This is a genomic window from Janthinobacterium sp. 17J80-10 (genome assembly GCF_004114795.1).
GTDB lineage: Bacteria > Pseudomonadota > Gammaproteobacteria > Burkholderiales > Burkholderiaceae_D > Paucimonas.
Genome location: NZ_CP035311.1, coordinates 1,213,088 through 1,230,786, shown reverse-complemented (window position 1 = coordinate 1,230,786; position 17,699 = coordinate 1,213,088). Strand labels below are relative to the sequence as shown.

Genomic DNA, 17,699 nt, shown 5'->3' with positions numbered 1-17,699 from the left:
GGGCGATATAATTCGACTCTTCACTGTTTTCAGAAACGCCTCCTGCCATGCTTCGCGCTCCAGAACTCCTCCTGCCCGCCGGTTCCCTCGACAAGATGCACGCTGCTTTCGACTTCGGCGCCGACGCAGTCTATGCCGGCCAGCCGCGTTACAGCCTGCGCGCCCGCAACAATGAATTTTCGACGCACGAGGCGCTGGCAGCAGGCATTGCGCAAGCCCATGCGCGCGGCAAGAACTTTTTTGTGGCGAGCAACATCTTTGCGCACAATGCCAAGCTGAAGACCTACCTGCGCGACATGGAGCCCGTAATCGCCATGAAGCCCGACGCCCTCATCATGGCCGACCCCGGCCTGATCATGATGGTGCGCGACAAGTGGCCGGACATGCCGGTCCACTTGTCGGTCCAGGCCAACGCAGTGAACTGGGCAGATGTGAAGTTCTGGCACCGCATGGGCCTGACGCGCGTGATCCTGTCGCGCGAACTGTCGCTCGACGAGATCGAGGAAATCCGCCAGACCTGCCCGGAGATGGAGCTGGAAGTATTCGTGCATGGCGCGCTGTGCATCGCCTATTCCGGCCGCTGCCTGCTGTCGGGCTACTTCAACCATCGCGATGCCAACCAGGGCACCTGCACCAATTCCTGCCGCTGGGATTACAAGACGGTCGAGGCGGCCGAGGATGCCAGTGGCGACCTTGCGCGCATTCCCGTCGAAACCGTCCAGCTCAATTACCAGCAGGCGCTGGAAGAAGCCAATCAATCCTTTTCCGCGCTGGGCGACATGCCGCGCCATCCGCTGGCAGACCGCCCTTACCTGCTTGAGGAAGCCGGCCGCCCGGGACAGATGATGCCGATCCTGGAAGACGAGCACGGCACCTACATCATGAATTCGAAAGATCTGCGCGCGGTCGAGCATATCGAACGGCTGGTGAAGATCGGCGTCGATTCGCTCAAGATCGAAGGCCGCACCAAGTCGCTCTATTACGTCGCGCGCACGGCACAGGTGTATCGCCGCGCCATTGACGATGCCGTGGCCGGCAAGCCTTTCAACATGGACTTGCTGGGCGAGTTGCAGGGCCTGGCCAACCGCGGCTATACCGACGGCTTTTATCAGCGCCACCACACGCAGGACCACCAGAATTACATGAACGGCTTCTCGGAACTGCATCGCAGCCACTATGTCGGCGATGTGCAATCAGTCACCGATGGCTGGGCTGAAGTCGATGTAAAAAACCGCTTTGCCGTCGGCGACCGCCTGGAAGTGATCCACCCGCGCGGCAACCAGGTCGTCGCGCTGGAGCAGATGCAGGCAATCGACGGCACGCCCATCACGGTTGCGCCAGGCAGTGGCCATCGGGTGCGCATCGCGCTCGATGCACAATATGACAAGGCGCTGCTGGCGCGGCTGTTGTAAACATTAAATAAAAACCCCGCCTAAGCGGGGTTTTTGCTGCAGGGCCGGTAATCTGCCCACCTTTCGTGCCGGCGTTACGAATTCCGAACGATTTCGTTGAATGCAAAAATTTCTTTGCATCGGGACAATTCTTACCGCTCTTTACTTGATATTCATAAATCCCGAGCGCTTCTTTTTTGGCAATTTGTCCGGATATCAGTGGTCTATAAAAATGGGCATGGTAAATGCCATCTCTTGAAATTGCACATTCCACACCTTGATATTCCTGTTCGCCTTGAATCAATACCGAAAAGAAAGGGTTCATCATGAAAAAATTCCTCGCCTGTCTTTCCATCGTATTTGCCATGGGTCTGGCCGCTTGCACGCCAACCAAAACCTCCCGGGGTACCGGTGAAGTGATCGACGATGCAGCCCTGACGTCGCGCGTCAAAACCGAGATTGCCAAAAATGCGGGTATGGGTGAAGCAGCGGCCATCAATGTCGATACTTACCGCGGCGTAGTATCTCTCGCCGGTTTTGTCGACAATGAAGAACAGGCACGCAAAGCCGTGGAAATCGCCAGCAAGGTGTCGGGCGTAACCTCCGTAAAAAACAATTTGCAAATCAAGCCGCGAAATAAATAAATAAAAAGGGGACCAGCACATTCGCCGGTCCCCTGTTACAGCGCTCAGTCCGAGGGGCCTCATTCAGGTGCGCCGTTCACTATGGATGCGCGCCCTTACTTCGGATAAAGTTGATAGATTGCCCCGGCATAATCATCCGATACCAGCAAGTTGCCTTTTGCATCGGCAATGACATCGACCGGACGTCCCCATACCGTGCGCGCATCAGGATCAGTGACAAAGCCACTGACCAGGTCAATTTCGTTACCGGCATTGCCTTTCGCGTCAAACGGGAAATACACAACCTTGTAGCCAGCCCGCAAACTGGTGCAATTCCAGCATCCGTGCAGGGCAATGACAGCGCCGCTGCGATAGGATTCCACCACCGCACTACCATGCAAAAAGCTCATGCCGAGCGGCGCAGAATGCGCGCGCAATCCCTTCGAGACACGATCGGCAGTGGCGCAATCCATCCACCTGCCGTCGCGGTTGAGCGTGTCATCCCTGACGGCTTCCAGGTTGCTCATCGCTGGGTTGGGTTGGCTGTTACAGAATGGCCAGCCGTAATGTCCGCCGTCGCGTACCTGCGTGAAAGGCTCGGGCGGATTGTCATCGACATAGCCAGGCAGTATCTTGCCAAGGTCGCTCATCCCGTCGCCATCGAAATCATTATCGAATGGATAGGGTATTTCATCGCGATTGTTTACTGCCGCCCACAATGTGCTTGTGCCCGGAAGGAAAGCGAGCCCTTCTGCATTGCGCAAGCCCCGTGCGTACAAGCGGCCGTTGCTGCCATCCGCGGCATATTCATAAATCGCGCCGCGCTGGGGCGTGCTTTGCGTATCTTCGATGCAAACATTACAGGATGAAGCGATGGATACATACAAGCGATTGTCAGGCGAAAAGGCAATGTTTTTCAATTCATGGAAATAACTCCCCTGCAACTCGGTGTTGGACGCATCGGGCAAGCCGGCCACGATGACATCTCGCGCACGCGTTTGCGTATCCCCAGGCCGGTATTCGGAACGCGTCACCTGCTGTGATTCGGCAATGTACAAATAGGTGGTAGATCCGATTGTATGGAATACCATGTCGTGCGGTTTTTGCATGCCGCCGGCAAACTCAAACGACTGGGGAACATCACCTGTACGCTCGCGCAGCAGGTACACTTTCCCCGAACCGGGATGCGACACGAGGATGTCGCCGTTGGGGGCAAGCGCCAGGAAACGCGCACCGGCGAGTCTGGCCCACAAGCGCATGCCAAAAGCGGGCGGGACCGTCAGCTTGCGCTCGGTATCGAAAGGCGCTGTCGCCAGGGAAGTCGGCACTTCAAGCACGACCTGCACAGAGGCCGCCGCCGCGGCTTTTGGCACAGCCGGTTGCTGCGGCGCAGCCGGTGACTGGTCGGAGACAGGTGCAGCCGCCGAGCCACCACCGCTGCCGCATGCCAGAATACTGCACGCCAGGGCAGCGATCACCCCGCCAGAAAACCATCGCCGTGAACAATACCGGAAAGCCATGATCTTCTCCTGCAAATTCACACCTACATGCAAGATCAGGGCCGAGGCTGGCCAGACGTTTCCTACTTTAAACTTGACGTTATTCCGGAATAAACACTGAAATGCGATTGTTCCTTGAAGCCATTCGATTCCATTCGCCGGCAGTCAGTTGCGGTGTCGTCTGCGGGTAGGCAACGGTCGGTGTGTTCATGCCGTTGCTGACCAGCCGGATATTGATACGGCCATCCTGCAGGGGGCCAGGTTTTTTTCGAAGGACTGGTATTGCAAGGTCAGATAGTCATTCACAGGAAACTGGCCGCTCTGATCTCTCTGCATCTTGCAATTACTCACCTTGACATCGCTGCGCGCCAGCCGCAGTGCATTTGTCTCATCCTGCTCCAGGCAAAAATTGCCAAAATTGAGATTGACCACCAGGGCGCCGCGATACCCGCCGTCCGCCAGGAGTTGCACCAGCTGGTGCAGGTTCGAGAGCCGGGCACCGCTCAGTGGCGGCTCGCCATAATCGAAGTGAAAATCCGCATGTTGTGCCCAGCTGATCGCCTGCAGCAACGCAGGACGAATGGCCGCAGGTTTCTCGGCACTTTTGTCGCCGGGCGCGGCCGTGAGCGCTGCCACCGTCATCATGGACCGGTCGGCATTTTTCGCTTCCAGGGCCGCGAGGACTTTTTGCGAGGCGCTTTCAGCATCGGCCTGCATCTGCAATAACAGATAGCCTACTCCCAGCATCACGCCGATAGTCGCCATCAGCAACAGGCGGTTGGTTCGCAATCCCTTTTGGCGCTCCGCCGCAAGCGCGGAAGCAATAGTTGCCTTCATGCCTGCAAGTGAACTGGCAGAAATGCCTGCGTCGCGCTGTGGTGCCCGGTCGATGCTGGTGGACAGGCGCTTGAGGATGAATTGCGTGCTGTTGTTCAGATGCGTTTTGATATCGGCAATATGCAGCTCGAACAGGCGGCCCACCTGGGCGCGCACCTTGTCGAGATCGGCTGCCTCGATCGCCGCCATGCTCCTTGCGGCCGGTGCAACTTCATGGACTGCTTCGGCCGTGGGCGTGTCCGGCATGGCCGGCGCAGATGCAGCTTGCGCAGCGCCTGGCGGATGCAAGCGGATATTCAAACGCTCGAGCACCTGTTGCAGGTTTGCCGGATGCATGGCGCCCTTGGACAACACCCCTTGCGCCCCTAGCGCGATGGCCTGACTGACGAACAGGTCGTCATTCTGCGACGAATACATGATGACCGGGATAAGCGCGGTATGGGGATTGGCCTTGATCGTCTTGAGCGCTTCGAAACCGGTCATGCCGGTCATTTGCTGGTCAAGGAAAATAACTGCCGGATGGTTATAGCTGAGGTAAGCCAGGGCTTCTTCTGCCGAGCCGGCGACATCGATAGTGAGGTCGTATTGCTGCAGCATCCGCTTGAGCAGGTACTGCGCGGTTTTCGAATCATCGACGATGAGTGCCTGTTTGCGATTCATGTCTCTCCCCAGCCTTGGCATGCATTGTTTTGCAATTATTTATGCAGCCATGTTAAGTGATATTCAGGCAGGAACGCACTGTTGGCGCAACATGTTTTATTTCCACAACATCACGCCCCGGCATTCATGGTGCGGCATCAGATTTGGCCATGGCACCCGCGTCGGTCACAGAGCGTTAGCGGGAATGCAAAAAGCCGCCCCTTGCGCGGCGGGCTTTTTGCTCCCCTGTGCTTGCGCTTACTTCTGCATCAGGTACAGGCCGCCAGAGCCGATGGCATCGGTGACGACTGCTGAACCATACGGCAACATTGTTCCTTGTGACACCGTGATGCTGCTCGGACGCGCATGGGCAGGGAACGGCGCCTTGTCAATGAACTTCCCGGTAGTAGCATCGATCTGGGTCAACTGGGTCGTCAGGGAGGTTGCCGGCGGCGTGCCCGGATAGACGGCCTGCACGATAGTCGGATCCGGATTGGTAATTTCCGGCACGGCCAGGCGGTTGCCCGGCAACACGGTCACGGCATCGAACATGTTGGTCTTGGGCGCCTGATAAACGATGGCCGGGATGCCGGCGCTGCCGTTCAAGAGTATCGGCACGCGATAGATGACATTCAAGCTCGGCAGATACAGGTTATTGCCGGAGATTGCAGCGCCATTCGGTGCGTAGCCACCCAGCAGTGCCGGAAGCCAGCCGGTTTCAGTGATGCGGAATGCCACCGGGTCGGCAATCTTGACCTTGACGATTGCAGGCACATTGGGCACGCCATACACCACGGTGGCCAGGAATGATGCACTGTTGGCGATGTACAAATCGCCGCGCCAGTCGACCGCAATGCCATTGGGCTGGAATGCCGGCGTCATCAGGGGCGTGCTTGCAACGCGGGTGCGGTCAGTCAGTGCCTTGCTGGTGTCAACGCGGTACAGGACCGAAGCCGGCATTTGCTCAGAAACATTGGTGCAGGTGGCATACAGGACCTGGCGCACTGCCGTCAGGCCGCCGAAATAACAGGGCCGGCCGCCGACATTGCCATCGACAATTGCCACGTTGGTGAAGCTGCCGTTCGGATTTTTACGCACTTCATAGATCGATGACGTGCCATTGATGATGACACCGGCTGGCCCATACGAAAAGGGCTGGTCTCCGCCAATGATGTAAAGCTTGCCGTCTGCCGTGAACGCGCCGCCTTCAGACCAGGCCAGCGTCGTATTCGGATTGGGCGCACCGTTAATGACGGTACCGGAAATGAGCGTATCGATCTTGCAGCCTTGCAGCGCCACGGCGCAAAGGCCCAATGCAAATACCTGCCGCATCTTTAAGGCAAATTTCATTGTGTCTCCATTTTTTATGGTTAAGGGAAGTCTGTGGCTATTAGTGCCATTTTTATAATTGACTAAATGTTACGACAAATTTTTGGAATGAAAACTGGCATTTCGGCTAGGAGCACGCTTGGTGTGAACTCTTGTTATGATTGGTGGAAATTGGCTTGTTTTACGTTGTCGTTTCTTTCTGGACAACATGAACAACCGGCCGCCTTGACTTACTCACCATTGCGCAATGTCGTCATCCCGAAAAATTTCCGTTCTCTTTGTTTGCATGGGCAATATCTGCCGCTCACCGACGGCGGAAGGCGTATTCCGTTGCCAAGTGGAAGCAGCTGGCCTTGGGGACACAATCCACATCGACTCTGCCGGCACCCATGATTACCATACGGGCAATGCGCCTGACGGTCGGTCACAGGCGTTTGCCGCACGGCGCGGCTACGATCTTTCCGCGCAACGTGCACGCCAGGTCGCCGCTGCAGACTTTCAGGATTTCGATTACGTGCTGGCGATGGATCGCGACAATCTTGCCAGGCTGCAATCGGCTTGTCCGCCGCAGCATCGCCACAAACTGGCGCTGTTCATGCAATTTGCCCGCAATTCGCCTTCGGACGTGGTGCCCGATCCTTACTACGGCGGCGGCAGCGGTTTTGACCGCGTGCTGGATTACATCGAAGATGCATCGGATGGCTTGCTCGCCGACTTGCGCAAGGAACTCGCCGTCGTACCCCGCGTCGCGTAAATCGCATGTCGATGCTGATCGTGGCGGGCCTGTGCCTGCTTTACCTCGGCTGGCTGATTGGCAAGCCTTATTACATCGATTACCGCCGCGACCAACGGCGCAAGCAAGCCTTCCCGCTGGCCTGGCTGGCCATTTTGCGCCGCCGCGTGCCCTACTACCGTCTGCTGCCGCCGGATCTACAGGCCCAGTTGCGCGGGCACATCCAGGTCTTCCTCGCTGAAAAGGACTTTATCGGCTGCGCGGGACTCGACGTCGACGACGAAATGCGCATTACCATCGCGGCGCAAGCCTGCCTGCTGATTCTGAACCGCAAGACCGATTACTACCCGAAGCTGGAACGCATCCTGATCTATCCAGGCGCCTTCATGGTGAAAAAGCAGGAGATCGACGAGGCTGGCGTGCTGTCCGAATACCATGACGAGCTGGCCGGCGAATCCTGGGGCGATGGCCAGGTGATCCTGTCATGGCAGGACGCGGCCGATGACGCGCGTTTCTTCAGCGACGGCCGCAATGTGGTGCTCCACGAATTTGCCCACCAGCTCGACCAGGAAAAAGGCGCAGCGACCGGCGCCCCGATCCTGGCCCGCGCCGAACATTATCGTCCCTGGTCGGAAGCGCTTGGCGCGGAATATGAACAGTTACGGCAGCACGCCGATGCCGAGCTCGACACGCTCTTCGACTATTACGGCGCCGAGCACCCGGCGGAATTTTTTGCGGTCATCACAGAAGTATTTTTCGAGCAGCCGCAAGCCATGGCAACCATGCACCCGGAGCTATACCGTCAGCTGAAAAACTTTTACCGGGTCGATCCGTTCGACTGGCATTGATTGGCCGGCATCAGCCAGCATCAGCCAGCGCCAGCCGCGCCATTTGCAGCGCGCCATCAAACGAGGTTGCCGCAGCGATGAAACGGCCGTTATGGCAAAAGATTGCATCGGCCACGCCGCATGCCGCTGCCAGTTCGGCGCCCTGCAGGCCAGCCCAGGCGGCCGGCAAATCGCGGCGCGCCTCGAACGTATCCGCAGTTGCCGGAACGGTGTGCAGCATGCAGCGGTTCTCGGCGATGCTGTGGCTGACCACAAATAACACTTCCGGCATTTCCTTGCGCACGATCGAACTCCATGGCAGCGCGGCGTTTTCCAGAAACAGCAGCCGGCCACCTTCGAGACGCTTGCCTGCACGCACCAGAGCTGCCGCCAGCATGCTGCCGACACGATAGCGCACCTGGTTGACGAGCACGTCCGCCATGAATTCCATGGCACGCAAGAATTTGTCTTTCCGTAATTGCTCGGTAGCTTCGGCACCGCCGGCCTGCTGCTCGTCGAGCCAGTTCAGGTTGAAACCGGAAACCACGGCCGACAGCCCGTATCCGCCCGGCGCATTGCGCGCCGTACCGGTATCGGACATGTCGAGATACTGCACGACGTCGCTGTCAATCGCGTGGGCAATATCCTGGGCATCCCGGTCCGCCAGCGCATGGCCGGCATACTTCTGCGCCAGTAGCGCAACGCATCGCGCGCCGTACTCGCGCCACACCAGGCCGGCGCTTGCATACAGCACCCCCGACTGCCGCGCACCGGAAAACCCTTTTTGGTGGTGGTCGAAACGCCCGGACTTCGGCTCCCAGATGCCGCCGACATCCACTGCAAAATCTGCCGCGGCGATACGCGCTGCATCGCGGGTGCGCAGCAGTTCACAACCTGGAAATACCAGGTCGAGCACCATGACCGCCCAGACGTCGTCAGCGTGGAATTTCCCTGAATGGGTGGCAATGATCACTAATGCTCCTTCTTGTCGCGTGTGTCGAATATTTTTACAGTGATTGTCGCAATTTTCTGGCACCGCAGGCAAATAATTTGGTTTCTATTTGAAACATCTCGCCAGAACGTCTCATTTGCGCTCCCGCAAGCAGCCGTTAGCTCTGCTTTCTATAGTGTTAAGTAGGGAATTCACCATTCAATCGACCATTCATCCAGGAGCCGGCCATGATTCTTGCACGCTGGAGCATTGATGCCCGCTTCGGGCATAAGCAGACCGTGATTGATTTTATGGTCAAATGGCAAAAGGAAATCGGCAGTGCCATCGGCTGGACAGAAGCGCGCATTCTCACCGGCTCGGTCGGCGCAAAAGAATCCACGGTGCAGGCAGAAATTTTGTTGAAAGACCTGGGTGAGCTCAGCGCTTCCTGGGACAAGCTGGCCACCAATGAAGCCCATAAGCAATGGGGCAAGGACCTGGAACCCTTCATTGTTTCCGGCACGCCGAAATGGGAGATCTTCCGTATTGTTGCCGACAGTGCGAGCCTGGCGAAATAAGGTCGGTGGTTCTCGGGGGCTGCTGGATGTTCGCAAGGAAGTCGCGCGCCAACTCGGGCCTGCACCACCCCTGCCTTTAGGATATGTCCCTGCCTTAGGATAGAATGACGGTCGCATTAAATCAGGCTGCGCACCTGGTTCTTCAATCTATCTAACAACAGATTACATCAAGCATGGATATTTCCGCTTTCCTTAAAAAACTCGACGCCACTCCTGAGGCGATCGCATTTGCCGACACCATGGCCATCGTCGACAATGCCTATGCATTTACGCCGGCAGCCTTCACCAACGGCGCGTTGCGCAATGAAGCCGGGCAGAATTCCGGCTCCTGCAAATTGTTTGCATTTGCCTTGCTGAACCAGTTCAGCGAGTCACAGACGCTGGCTTGCTTCGGCAGCTACTATCGCGACGATGTCCTGAAACATCCTGACGCGACTGACCATCAGAACATTCGCAATTTCATGAAGACGGGCTGGGCCGGCGTGAAATTCGAGAACATGCCCCTGGTAGCCAGGTAAGGCCTGCGGCCCTGCAAGCAAGCTTGCATGCAGGGCCGTCAAACTAGAAGCGAAGTTGCGGTAATGGTCCGCCTGGCACGATGCCGACCACGGACAGAATTATCCAGATCAATAGAACAACGAACAGGATCCGGACGATCGTTCCTACAGGGGCAGGCAGCGGCAACAGGCTGATCAACCACCAGATAAGCCCGAAGACGACCAGGTAAATAATAAGACTAATGATCAAGTTCATTACTCCCCCTTTGAGGCGTTATAAACCGCAAAGACATCTTTCATAGACACTCTTGCCTATCAGCAGCTATTTGCCATATTTCGACTTGGCCGATGCGACACAAGCGTCCTTGGACGGGCCAGCCAAGGCATCGCATTTTTCAATCGCAACTTTGTAATTGGCATCGCTCTTTTCTTCGGCCGCCTCTGATCTGGCTTCGCCCACTTCTTTCTTCATTTCGATGTCAGATTTTGTCTTGGTCTGCGCGGCCTTTGCTTCCTTGATGCAGACATCTTTTTCATTGCCGGACTTGGCACCGCATTTTGCCTTGGCGACGTCATAGTCGGCGTCTGCCGCGACTTTCCGCGCCTTCAGCCGTTCCTTGTCGGTATTTTTGTATTTTGCTTCCGCATCTGCCTTGCTCTTTTTTTCGGCAGCCTTGGCTTCTTCGATGCAAACGTCCTTCGTGTTGCCACTTAACGCCTTACATTGCCCGTGCGCTGCCTTGTAGGCATCGGACGCGTGCTGTTTTTCTGCTTGATAGGTGGCTCTCGCGTCATTGGTTGCACCAATTGCCGCCGACACAAGCCCCAGGTTTACTGCGGCAAACAAAAAACCTGCAATTATCTTTTTCATTTTTCGTCCTTTGTGAATGTAAAAAATTGCGTGGATACCATCCCTAGGATTTATAAATTTGAATCCTTTATCATTGACAAGACATCTTGCTCATCTATCCATCGTCAGGCATTTTTTTTGAGCAGGTGCAAATACATGACCATCATTGCAGCCCGGCGTAGCAATGTTCGTTGCAACACAAATCTGGCACGTTGTTCATGCCGGTGAGTCAGCCGCTTGATTTATCTCCGCAGGTGGTCAAGCGACGCGGGTACTATTGCGTCATCTTGCTGTCACATTCACCTGGTCTTTACCAATAAGGCGCTCGGCGCCTTGTTCCGCCGGACACCATGCTGAAGCTTGCCGTCACTTGTTTCTCGTTTGTTGCGCTACTCTATGTCGGTGCTTGCGGCTACCTGTATGCCAATCAACGCTCCCTGCTCTACTATCCGACTCCGGCGGCGACAGACCCGATGCCCGGTGTGGAGCGCATCGGTTTGCGCAGCGATGGCGAAACTCTGCAAATCCTGCGGGTCGGGCCAGCGCAGGGAAGTGCCCTGATTTATTTCGGCGGCAATGCCCAGGATGTGTCGCGCCTGATTCCGTTATTTCTCAAGGCTTTTCCGGACCGGCCGGTGTACCTCGTAAATTACCGGGGCTATGGCGGCAGCAGCGGCAATCCGAGCGAAGCCGCCTTGCTGTACGACGCGGTGACGGTGTTCGATTTCGTTGGGAAACGCCACCCCGATGTGGCCGTAATCGGCCAAAGCCTGGGCAGCGGCGTGGCGGTCTTCCTGGCAACGGTACGAAAAATCGCCAGGCTGGTGTTGATTACGCCGTATGACAGTATCGAAACCGTCGCGAAAAACAGTTTTCCGCAATTCCCGGTATCGCTGCTGCTGAAGGACAAGTTCATGTCAGCAGCGCGTGCCGACCACGTGCATTCCCCCACCCTGATCCTGCTGGCGGAACACGATGAAGTCATCCCTCGCGCAAGTTCCGAGGCGCTGATCATTTCTTTCCGCCGCCTGCAACCGGTCGTCGAGGTGTTGCAAGGAACGACCCACAATTCGGCTTGCGCGAACGAGGCCTGCCTGAAACGACTGGCAGACTTCTTGCGAGGATAAACGTTGCACGCGGCATGCCGGCCCATGGCGATTCGGCCTACAATAAACCATGTGCGCCAATTACCTCCCCTCCCGAACAGAACGGCTGCAAAGCCAGTTTGGCGTAGCCCCGCCCCGCCACGGCACCGGCAAGGAAGCCTTTCCCGGCTCCATGGCGCCGATCGTGCGTCTTGCCGACGATGGCAGCCAGACGCGCGAATGTGTGGAGGCGTGCTTTGGCCTGGTGCCAGCCTGGGCCGATCTGAAGCTGGCACGCCATACCTACAATGCCCGCACCGAAACCGTGGCCGAAAAACCCTCGTTCCGCAGCGCCTTTCGAAAGCGCCAGTTCTGCATCGTGCCGGCCGAGGCCATATTCGAGCCGAATTACGAGAGCGGCAAGGCGGTGCGCTGGAAGATCGGCAGCGATGCGGGGCAGGACCTGGGCATCGCCGGTATCTGGGAATGGCGGCCGCACGGCGGGCCCGACGACCGGCCGCTGGTGTCCTTCTCGATGCTGACGATTAATGCCGACCACCATCCGCTGCTGCAGCGCTTTCACAAGCCCGGCGACGAAAAACGCATGGTCGTGATCCTGGAACCCGACCAATACGACGCCTGGCTGCATGCCGATGCGGAGGCGGCGCGCAATTTATTTGCTGCCTACCCTGCTGAGAAACTTCATCCGACCCCCGCGCCCAAGGTTCCCCTGCGCAAAGCCTCTCCCAAACCGGAAAACCTCCCCTTGCTATAGTGCGATGCGCTTCTCCGGCGGCCGGCAGTAGCCCGCTACGCCCGAGTATGCTTTAATCGCGCATCGCCAATCTTTTAATTTTTTGCAAAGGAGCGCCCCTGTGGCCGGATCCAGTCTGTTAGCCCTGCTCGACGATATTTCGACCATCCTCGACGATGTCGCCACCATGACCAAGGTCGCGGCAAAAAAAACCAGTGGCGTGCTGGGCGACGACCTGGCGCTGAATGCCCAGCAAGTCTCTGGCGTCCATGCCGAGCGTGAATTGCCGGTGGTATGGGCAGTTGCCAAGGGATCCATGAAAAACAAGGTGATCCTGGTGCCGGCAGCCCTGGCCATCAGTGCCCTGGCACCGTGGCTGGTGACACCGCTGCTGATGCTGGGCGGCGCTTACCTCTGTTTCGAAGGCGTGGAAAAGCTGGCGCACAAGTTTTTGCACAGCAATGCTGAAGATCAGGCCCATCATGACTCGCTGGTGCATGCGCTGAACGATCCCAAGGTCGACATGGTCGCGTTTGAAAACGAAAAGATCAAGGGGGCGGTGCGCACCGACTTCATCCTGTCGGCCGAAATCATCGTGATCGCACTGGGCACGGTGGCGGCAGCCTCATTCGGCGCCCGCGTGGCGGTCCTGGTCGGCGTGGCCGTGCTGATGACCGTTGGCGTCTATGGCCTGGTGGCCGGCATCGTCAAACTGGATGACGCCGGTCTTTACCTGAGCAAGAAAGGCGGGGTGCGCAGCGCCATCGGCAAGGGCTTGCTGGCAGCAGCCCCCTGGCTGATGAAAACGCTGTCAGTCGTCGGCACCGCAGCAATGTTCATGGTGGGTGGCGGCATCCTCACCCATGGCATCCCCGCGCTGCATCACTTCATTGAAGACGCCGCCGCAAGCGTCGCCGGCATCGGCGGTGTCGGCGGCATCCTGGCAGCGCTGCTGCCCACACTGCTGAGCGCCATTGCCGGCATCATTGCCGGCGCCATCGTGCTCGGCGTCGTCAGCGTGGCCGGTCGCCTGTTCAAGGGCATGCGCAAGCAAGCTTAAAAATTGCCCAGAAAAAAACCGCCCGGCGTGCACCGGGCGGTTTTTTGTTCCTGCAAGCGAAAAGCCTAGCGTTGCGAGAGCGCATCCACCACGCACAATGCCGTCAGGTTGACGATGCGCCGCACCGTGGCCGATGGCGTCAGGATATGCACCGGCTTGGCGCATCCCAGCAGCACGGGGCCGATCGCGATACCGTTGCCCGCGGCGTTCTTCAGCAGGTTGTAGGAGATGTTGGCGGCATCCAGGTTCGGCAGGACCAGCAGGTTGGCAGCGCCCTTGAGCCGCGTATCCGGCATGGATTTTTTCAGCAGCGCCGAGTCCAGCGCCGTGTCGCCATGCATTTCGCCATCCACTTCCAGGTCCGGCGCTTTTTCCTGCAGGATCGCCAGCGCAGCACGCATCTTCAGCGCCGATTCGCTGTTGCTGGTGCCAAAGTTGGAATGCGACAGCAGCGCTACGCGCGGATACAAGCCAAAGCGGCGCATTTCTTCCGCCGCCATCAGGGTCAGCTCGGCGATTTGTTCCGCTGTCGGATTTTCATTGACGTGGGTATCGACGAGCGCAACCTGGCGGTCCGGCAGGATGAGGATATTCATCGCGCCATAGACATTCGCCCCTTCGCGCTTGCCCAGGATATGGTCGACATAATGCAGGTGCAGCGGAATATTGCCGAAAGTGCCGCAGATCATGCCGTCGGCATAGCCCTTGTGGATCATCATCGAACCGATCAGGGTGTGACGACGGCGCATCTCCAGCTTGGCATACGGCTCGGTGATGCCCTTGCGCATCGACATGGCAAGGAAGGTCTGCCAGAAGTCGCGATAGCGTTCATCGTATTCCGTGTTGATCACCTCGAAATCGACGCCGGGGCGCAGGCGCAGGCCGAAGCGCTCGATGCGCTTGGCCAGGATGGCCGGACGGCCGACGAGGATCGGCTTGGCCAGGTTCTCGTCGACGACGATCTGCACCGCGCGCAGCACGCGCTCGTCTTCGCCTTCGGCAAACACGATGCGCTTCTTCTCGGCCGGCGCCGACTTGGCCATGGCAAAAATCGGCTTCATGAAGGTGCCGCTGTGGTAGACGAATTGCTGCAGGCGGTCAGCGTAAGCCTCCATGTCGGCGATCGGCCGCAGAGCAACACCCGACTCTTCGGCAGCCTTGGCCACGGCCGGCGCAATCTTGATCATCAGGCGCGGATCGAATGGCTTGGGAATCAGGTATTGCGGACCAAACGCGAGGTTGCTGTCGCCATAGGCGGCGGCGACGATGTCGGATTGCTCGGCCTGCGCCAGGTCGGCGATCGCGCGTACCACCGCGATTTCCATCGGGCGGCTGATGGTGGTGGCGCCGCAATCCAGCGCGCCGCGGAAGATGTACGGGAAGCACAGCACATTGTTGACCTGGTTCGGATAGTCCGAGCGGCCGGTGGCAATCACGGCGTCATCGCGCACCGCCATCACATCTTCGGGCAGGATTTCCGGGTTCGGATTGGCCAGCGCCAGCACCAGCGGGCGCGGCGCCATGGCCTTGACCATTTCTGGCTTGAGCACGCCGCCGGCCGACAGGCCGAGGAAGATGTCGGCGCCGGCAATGATGTCCCCGAGGGTGCGCGCGGACGTCTTTTGCGCAAAACGCGCCTTGTCCGGATCCATCAGCTCGGTACGGCCCTCATAGACCACACCGGCGAGATCGGAGACATAGATATTTTCGATCGGGAAACCGAGGTCGACAATCAGGTCCAGGCAGGCCAGCGCGGCGGCACCTGCGCCGGACACCACCAGCTTGCATTCCCGGATATCCTTGCCGACCACCTTCAGGCCATTCAGGATGGCGGCGCCGACGATGATGGCCGTGCCGTGCTGGTCATCGTGGAAAACCGGAATCTTCATGCGCTCGCGCAGCTTGCGTTCGATATAGAAGCATTCCGGCGCCTTGATGTCTTCCAGGTTGATGCCGCCGAAGGTCGGCTCCAGCGACGCGATGATGTCGACCAGCTTGTCGGGATCGTTTTCGTTGATTTCGATATCGAACACATCCACGCCGGCAAACTTCTTGAACAACACGCCCTTGCCTTCCATGACCGGCTTGGACGCCAGCGGGCCGATATTGCCCAGGCCCAGCACGGCGGTGCCGTTGGTGATCACGGCGACGAGGTTGCCGCGCGCAGTGTACTTGAAGGCATTGTTCGGGTCCGCGACGATTTCCTCGCAGGGGGCCGCCACGCCCGGCGAATACGCCATCGCCATGTCGCGCTGGTTGGTCAGTTGCTTGGTGGGAGTAACGCTGATCTTGCCGGGGGTGGGAAACTGGTGGTAGTAGAGCGCAGACTCGCGCAATTGCTGGCGTACCTGTTCCTTGCGGCTTTTTTCGGAATCCATCGAACGGCCTTTTCCATGCTTGCTAAAAAAGCGATTTTAGCAGACAGGCCGACAACGCTCATGGACAAACCATCGGCGAACCATTATTTACAAATTAACAACCAGCTTCCCGCCAGAGCTACCTCAAGGAAAATTATCAGGGACGCAACGCGCGCAGCATCCTTCGGTACAATCCTTCCATGCTCTCCGAATTCGACCTGATTGCCCGTTACTTCACCCGACCGCTGCGCCCCGGCAGCCCCGCCGCACTGGGCGTGGGCGACGACTGCGCCCTCCTGGCGCCGTCGCCCGGCATGCACCTGGCCATTTCCACCGACATGCTGGTGGAAGGCAGGCACTTCTTCGCCGGCGCCGATCCGTTCCAGTTGGGGCACAAATGCCTTGCGGTCAATCTCTCGGACCTGGCGGCCATGGGCGCGACACCCCTCGCATTCACCCTGGCGCTGGCCCTGCCGGCGCCGGATGAGGCATGGCTTGCGCCCTTTGCGCAGGGCTTGCTGGCGCTGGCCGACCGGCATGGCTGCGAGCTGATCGGCGGCGACACCACCAAAGGGCCGCTGACCATCAGCATCACGGTATTTGGCGAAGTTCCCCAAGACCAGGCGCTGCGGCGCTCGGGCGCCAGGCCTGGCGACGACATCTGGGTTTCGGGGTCGCTGGGCGATGCGCGCCTGGCCCTGGCAGGCCTGCGCGGCGAACGCATCCTGGATGCGGCACGCCTTGACGAGGCCGCGCCGCGCCTGCATGCGCCAACACCACGCCTGGACCTGGGGCTGGCTTTGCGCGGCCTCGCCAGCGCCGCAATCGATGTTTCCGACGGCTTGGCCGGCGACCTCGGCCACATCCTGCGACAATCCGGTGTTGGCGCCGTGATCGATGTCGATGCCTTGCCAGCCGGGCCGATGCTGGCCAGCGAACCGCCTGTGCTGCAGCGCGAGTATGGCCTGGCCGGCGGCGACGATTACGAATTATGCTTTACCGCGGACCCTGCCAGGCGCGACGCCGTGCTTGACGCGGCGCGCGCCGCTGCCACGCCGGTTACCCGCATCGGCGCCATCCAGGCCACGCCTGGCCTGCGACTGACCGATGGCGCCGGCCGCCCGACCAGAATCGCCCAGACATCCTTCGACCATTTCGCCTCCCCATGACCACTCCGCCCCCAGTTCCGCGCCCCTATATCGAGAAGCCCCGCGCCGGTTTCATGCTGGCGCATCCCGCGCACCTGCTGGCGCAGGGTTTCGGCAGCGGCCTGTCGCCCGTCATGCCCGGCACCATGGGCACCCTGCTGGCCTGGCTCAGCTTCGCCGTGCTGTCGTCGCGCTGGCCCGGCTTCTTCACGCCATTCAACTGGGCCGTCATCATTGCCGCCGGCTTCGTGGTCGGCATCTGGGCGTGCGAGCGTACCGGGCGCGACATGGGCATTGCCGACCATGGCAGCATGGTCTGGGATGAAATCATCGCTTTCTGGCTGGTGCTGTTGCTGATTACGCCGGCCGACACGGCCACGCAAGTCTGGGCCTTCCTCTGGTTCCGTTTCTTTGATATGGTGAAACCACCACCGATCGGCTATTTCGACCGCCGCCTCAAGGGCGGCTTCGGCGTCATGTGGGACGATATCGTGGCGGCGTTCTATACCCTGCTGGTATTTGCGGTATGGCGCTCGCTGTAAGCACCAGAGGCATCCATTA

General features: G+C 58.8%; 19 protein-coding genes. 11 read left to right on the top strand and 8 right to left on the bottom strand.

Annotation, left to right across the window (positions count from 1 at the left end; all coding sequences use genetic code 11):
* The first annotated feature begins 47 nt into the window (after window positions 1-47).
* Complete coding sequence (gene yegQ, locus EKL02_RS05560; protein ID WP_128901122.1) at window positions 48-1,412, top strand: tRNA 5-hydroxyuridine modification protein YegQ; 1,365 nt, start codon at window positions 48-50, stop codon at window positions 1,410-1,412.
* On the opposite strand, the gene EKL02_RS05555 is transcribed toward yegQ, so the two are convergent.
* Window positions 1,327-1,719: a hypothetical protein gene (locus tag EKL02_RS05555; RefSeq protein ID WP_128901121.1), complete on the bottom strand. Its 393-nt coding sequence runs from the start codon at window positions 1,717-1,719 to the stop codon at window positions 1,327-1,329. The genes yegQ and EKL02_RS05555 overlap by 86 nt on opposite strands.
* Between EKL02_RS05555 and EKL02_RS05550 the strand changes: the two genes are divergently transcribed.
* The gene (locus EKL02_RS05550; RefSeq protein WP_128901120.1) at window positions 1,718-2,035 is read left to right on the top strand and encodes a BON domain-containing protein; all 318 of its coding nucleotides are present in this window, start codon (window positions 1,718-1,720) and stop codon (window positions 2,033-2,035) included. The two genes, EKL02_RS05555 and EKL02_RS05550, sit on opposite strands and share 2 nt — an antisense overlap.
* A gap of 95 nt (window positions 2,036-2,130) precedes the next feature.
* On the opposite strand, the gene EKL02_RS05545 is transcribed toward EKL02_RS05550, so the two are convergent.
* From EKL02_RS05545 to EKL02_RS05535, 3 genes are all read right to left on the bottom strand, one after another.
* Window positions 2,131-3,534, bottom strand: coding sequence for a sugar dehydrogenase (locus tag EKL02_RS05545; RefSeq protein WP_128901119.1), 1,404 nt, complete (start codon window positions 3,532-3,534; stop codon window positions 2,131-2,133).
* Window positions 3,535-3,720: 186 nt separating this feature from the next.
* Window positions 3,721-5,010: a response regulator gene (locus EKL02_RS05540; protein ID WP_164931955.1), complete on the bottom strand. Its 1,290-nt coding sequence runs from the start codon at window positions 5,008-5,010 to the stop codon at window positions 3,721-3,723.
* A gap of 237 nt (window positions 5,011-5,247) precedes the next feature.
* The gene (locus EKL02_RS05535; protein WP_128901117.1) at window positions 5,248-6,339 is read right to left on the bottom strand and encodes a hypothetical protein; all 1,092 of its coding nucleotides are present in this window, start codon (window positions 6,337-6,339) and stop codon (window positions 5,248-5,250) included.
* A 226-nt stretch (window positions 6,340-6,565) separates the two neighbouring features.
* On the opposite strand from EKL02_RS05535, the gene EKL02_RS05530 reads away from it, so the two are divergent.
* Together EKL02_RS05530 and EKL02_RS05525 are read left to right on the top strand one after the other, a co-directional pair.
* Entirely contained in the window at window positions 6,566-7,072 is a 507-nt protein-coding gene (locus tag EKL02_RS05530; RefSeq protein WP_128901116.1) for a low molecular weight protein-tyrosine-phosphatase, read from the top strand.
* A gap of 5 nt (window positions 7,073-7,077) precedes the next feature.
* Entirely contained in the window at window positions 7,078-7,899 is an 822-nt protein-coding gene (locus EKL02_RS05525) for a M90 family metallopeptidase (RefSeq protein WP_128901115.1), read from the top strand.
* Window positions 7,900-7,909: 10 nt separating this feature from the next.
* Here EKL02_RS05525 and EKL02_RS05520 read toward each other — a convergent pair whose 3' ends face one another.
* Window positions 7,910-8,851, bottom strand: a complete 942-nt coding sequence (locus tag EKL02_RS05520) for an MYG1 family protein (RefSeq protein ID WP_128901114.1) — start codon at window positions 8,849-8,851, stop codon at window positions 7,910-7,912.
* Between the two features lie 206 nt (window positions 8,852-9,057).
* Here EKL02_RS05520 and EKL02_RS05515 point away from each other — a divergent pair, with 206 nt between their 5' ends.
* Both EKL02_RS05515 and EKL02_RS05510 read left to right on the top strand, forming a co-directional pair.
* Window positions 9,058-9,387: a hypothetical protein gene (locus EKL02_RS05515; RefSeq protein ID WP_128901113.1), complete on the top strand. Its 330-nt coding sequence runs from the start codon at window positions 9,058-9,060 to the stop codon at window positions 9,385-9,387.
* 173 nt (window positions 9,388-9,560) lie between these two features.
* Entirely contained in the window at window positions 9,561-9,905 is a 345-nt protein-coding gene (locus EKL02_RS05510) for a HopJ type III effector protein (protein WP_128901112.1), read from the top strand.
* 43 nt (window positions 9,906-9,948) lie between these two features.
* Here the strand turns inward: EKL02_RS05510 and EKL02_RS05505 are convergent, their stop codons facing one another.
* Together EKL02_RS05505 and EKL02_RS05500 are read right to left on the bottom strand one after the other, a co-directional pair.
* Window positions 9,949-10,140 (bottom strand): Thivi_2564 family membrane protein, encoded by a 192-nt coding sequence (locus EKL02_RS05505; RefSeq protein ID WP_128901111.1) that lies wholly within the window; start codon window positions 10,138-10,140, stop codon window positions 9,949-9,951.
* A 66-nt stretch (window positions 10,141-10,206) separates the two neighbouring features.
* Window positions 10,207-10,755 carry a hypothetical protein gene (locus tag EKL02_RS05500; protein ID WP_128901110.1) on the bottom strand — a complete coding sequence of 183 codons (549 nt, stop codon included), beginning with the start codon at window positions 10,753-10,755 and terminating at the stop codon, window positions 10,207-10,209.
* Between the two features lie 329 nt (window positions 10,756-11,084).
* On the opposite strand from EKL02_RS05500, the gene EKL02_RS05495 reads away from it, so the two are divergent.
* The 3 genes from EKL02_RS05495 (at window position 11,085) to EKL02_RS05485 (ending at window position 13,633) form a co-directional block, all read left to right on the top strand.
* Window positions 11,085-11,861, top strand: a complete 777-nt coding sequence (locus EKL02_RS05495; RefSeq protein ID WP_128901109.1) for an alpha/beta fold hydrolase — start codon at window positions 11,085-11,087, stop codon at window positions 11,859-11,861.
* Window positions 11,862-11,910: 49 nt separating this feature from the next.
* Window positions 11,911-12,594 (top strand): SOS response-associated peptidase family protein, encoded by a 684-nt coding sequence (locus EKL02_RS05490; protein WP_128901108.1) that lies wholly within the window; start codon window positions 11,911-11,913, stop codon window positions 12,592-12,594.
* A gap of 100 nt (window positions 12,595-12,694) precedes the next feature.
* Window positions 12,695-13,633, top strand: coding sequence for a DUF808 domain-containing protein (locus tag EKL02_RS05485; RefSeq protein ID WP_128901107.1), 939 nt, complete (start codon window positions 12,695-12,697; stop codon window positions 13,631-13,633).
* Window positions 13,634-13,698: 65 nt separating this feature from the next.
* On the opposite strand, the gene EKL02_RS05480 is transcribed toward EKL02_RS05485, so the two are convergent.
* Window positions 13,699-16,011, bottom strand: coding sequence for an NADP-dependent malic enzyme (locus tag EKL02_RS05480; RefSeq protein ID WP_128901106.1), 2,313 nt, complete (start codon window positions 16,009-16,011; stop codon window positions 13,699-13,701).
* A 179-nt stretch (window positions 16,012-16,190) separates the two neighbouring features.
* Between EKL02_RS05480 and thiL the strand changes: the two genes are divergently transcribed.
* Together thiL and EKL02_RS05470 are read left to right on the top strand one after the other, a co-directional pair.
* Window positions 16,191-17,159: a thiamine-phosphate kinase gene (gene thiL, locus EKL02_RS05475; RefSeq protein ID WP_128901105.1), complete on the top strand. Its 969-nt coding sequence runs from the start codon at window positions 16,191-16,193 to the stop codon at window positions 17,157-17,159.
* The gene (locus EKL02_RS05470; protein ID WP_241687793.1) at window positions 17,156-17,680 is read left to right on the top strand and encodes a phosphatidylglycerophosphatase A; all 525 of its coding nucleotides are present in this window, start codon (window positions 17,156-17,158) and stop codon (window positions 17,678-17,680) included. Before thiL ends, EKL02_RS05470 begins: the two co-directional genes overlap by 4 nt.
* The last annotated feature ends 19 nt before the right edge of the window (window positions 17,681-17,699 follow it).

Excerpts from the sequence above, each read along its gene's own strand:
- EKL02_RS05510 (WP_128901112.1), top strand. The coding sequence starts at position 9,561 with ATGGATATTTCCGCTTTCCTTAAAAAACTCGACGCCACTCCTGAGGCG.
- yegQ (WP_128901122.1), top strand. The coding sequence starts at position 48 with ATGCTTCGCGCTCCAGAACTCCTCCTGCCCGCCGGTTCCCTCGACAAG.
- EKL02_RS05550 (WP_128901120.1), top strand. The coding sequence starts at position 1,718 with ATGAAAAAATTCCTCGCCTGTCTTTCCATCGTATTTGCCATGGGTCTG.
- EKL02_RS05525 (WP_128901115.1), top strand. The coding sequence starts at position 7,078 with ATGTCGATGCTGATCGTGGCGGGCCTGTGCCTGCTTTACCTCGGCTGG.
- EKL02_RS05555 (WP_128901121.1), bottom strand. The coding sequence starts at position 1,719 with ATGATGAACCCTTTCTTTTCGGTATTGATTCAAGGCGAACAGGAATAT.
- EKL02_RS05490 (WP_128901108.1), top strand. The coding sequence starts at position 11,911 with ATGTGCGCCAATTACCTCCCCTCCCGAACAGAACGGCTGCAAAGCCAG.
- EKL02_RS05480 (WP_128901106.1), bottom strand. The coding sequence starts at position 16,011 with ATGGATTCCGAAAAAAGCCGCAAGGAACAGGTACGCCAGCAATTGCGC.
- EKL02_RS05495 (WP_128901109.1), top strand. The coding sequence starts at position 11,085 with ATGCTGAAGCTTGCCGTCACTTGTTTCTCGTTTGTTGCGCTACTCTAT.
- EKL02_RS05470 (WP_241687793.1), top strand. The coding sequence starts at position 17,156 with ATGACCACTCCGCCCCCAGTTCCGCGCCCCTATATCGAGAAGCCCCGC.
- EKL02_RS05530 (WP_128901116.1), top strand. The coding sequence starts at position 6,566 with ATGTCGTCATCCCGAAAAATTTCCGTTCTCTTTGTTTGCATGGGCAAT.
- EKL02_RS05545 (WP_128901119.1), bottom strand. The coding sequence starts at position 3,534 with ATGGCTTTCCGGTATTGTTCACGGCGATGGTTTTCTGGCGGGGTGATC.
- EKL02_RS05540 (WP_164931955.1), bottom strand. The coding sequence starts at position 5,010 with ATGAATCGCAAACAGGCACTCATCGTCGATGATTCGAAAACCGCGCAG.
- thiL (WP_128901105.1), top strand. The coding sequence starts at position 16,191 with ATGCTCTCCGAATTCGACCTGATTGCCCGTTACTTCACCCGACCGCTG.
- EKL02_RS05505 (WP_128901111.1), bottom strand. The coding sequence starts at position 10,140 with ATGAACTTGATCATTAGTCTTATTATTTACCTGGTCGTCTTCGGGCTT.
- EKL02_RS05500 (WP_128901110.1), bottom strand. The coding sequence starts at position 10,755 with ATGAAAAAGATAATTGCAGGTTTTTTGTTTGCCGCAGTAAACCTGGGG.
- EKL02_RS05515 (WP_128901113.1), top strand. The coding sequence starts at position 9,058 with ATGATTCTTGCACGCTGGAGCATTGATGCCCGCTTCGGGCATAAGCAG.
- EKL02_RS05535 (WP_128901117.1), bottom strand. The coding sequence starts at position 6,339 with ATGAAATTTGCCTTAAAGATGCGGCAGGTATTTGCATTGGGCCTTTGC.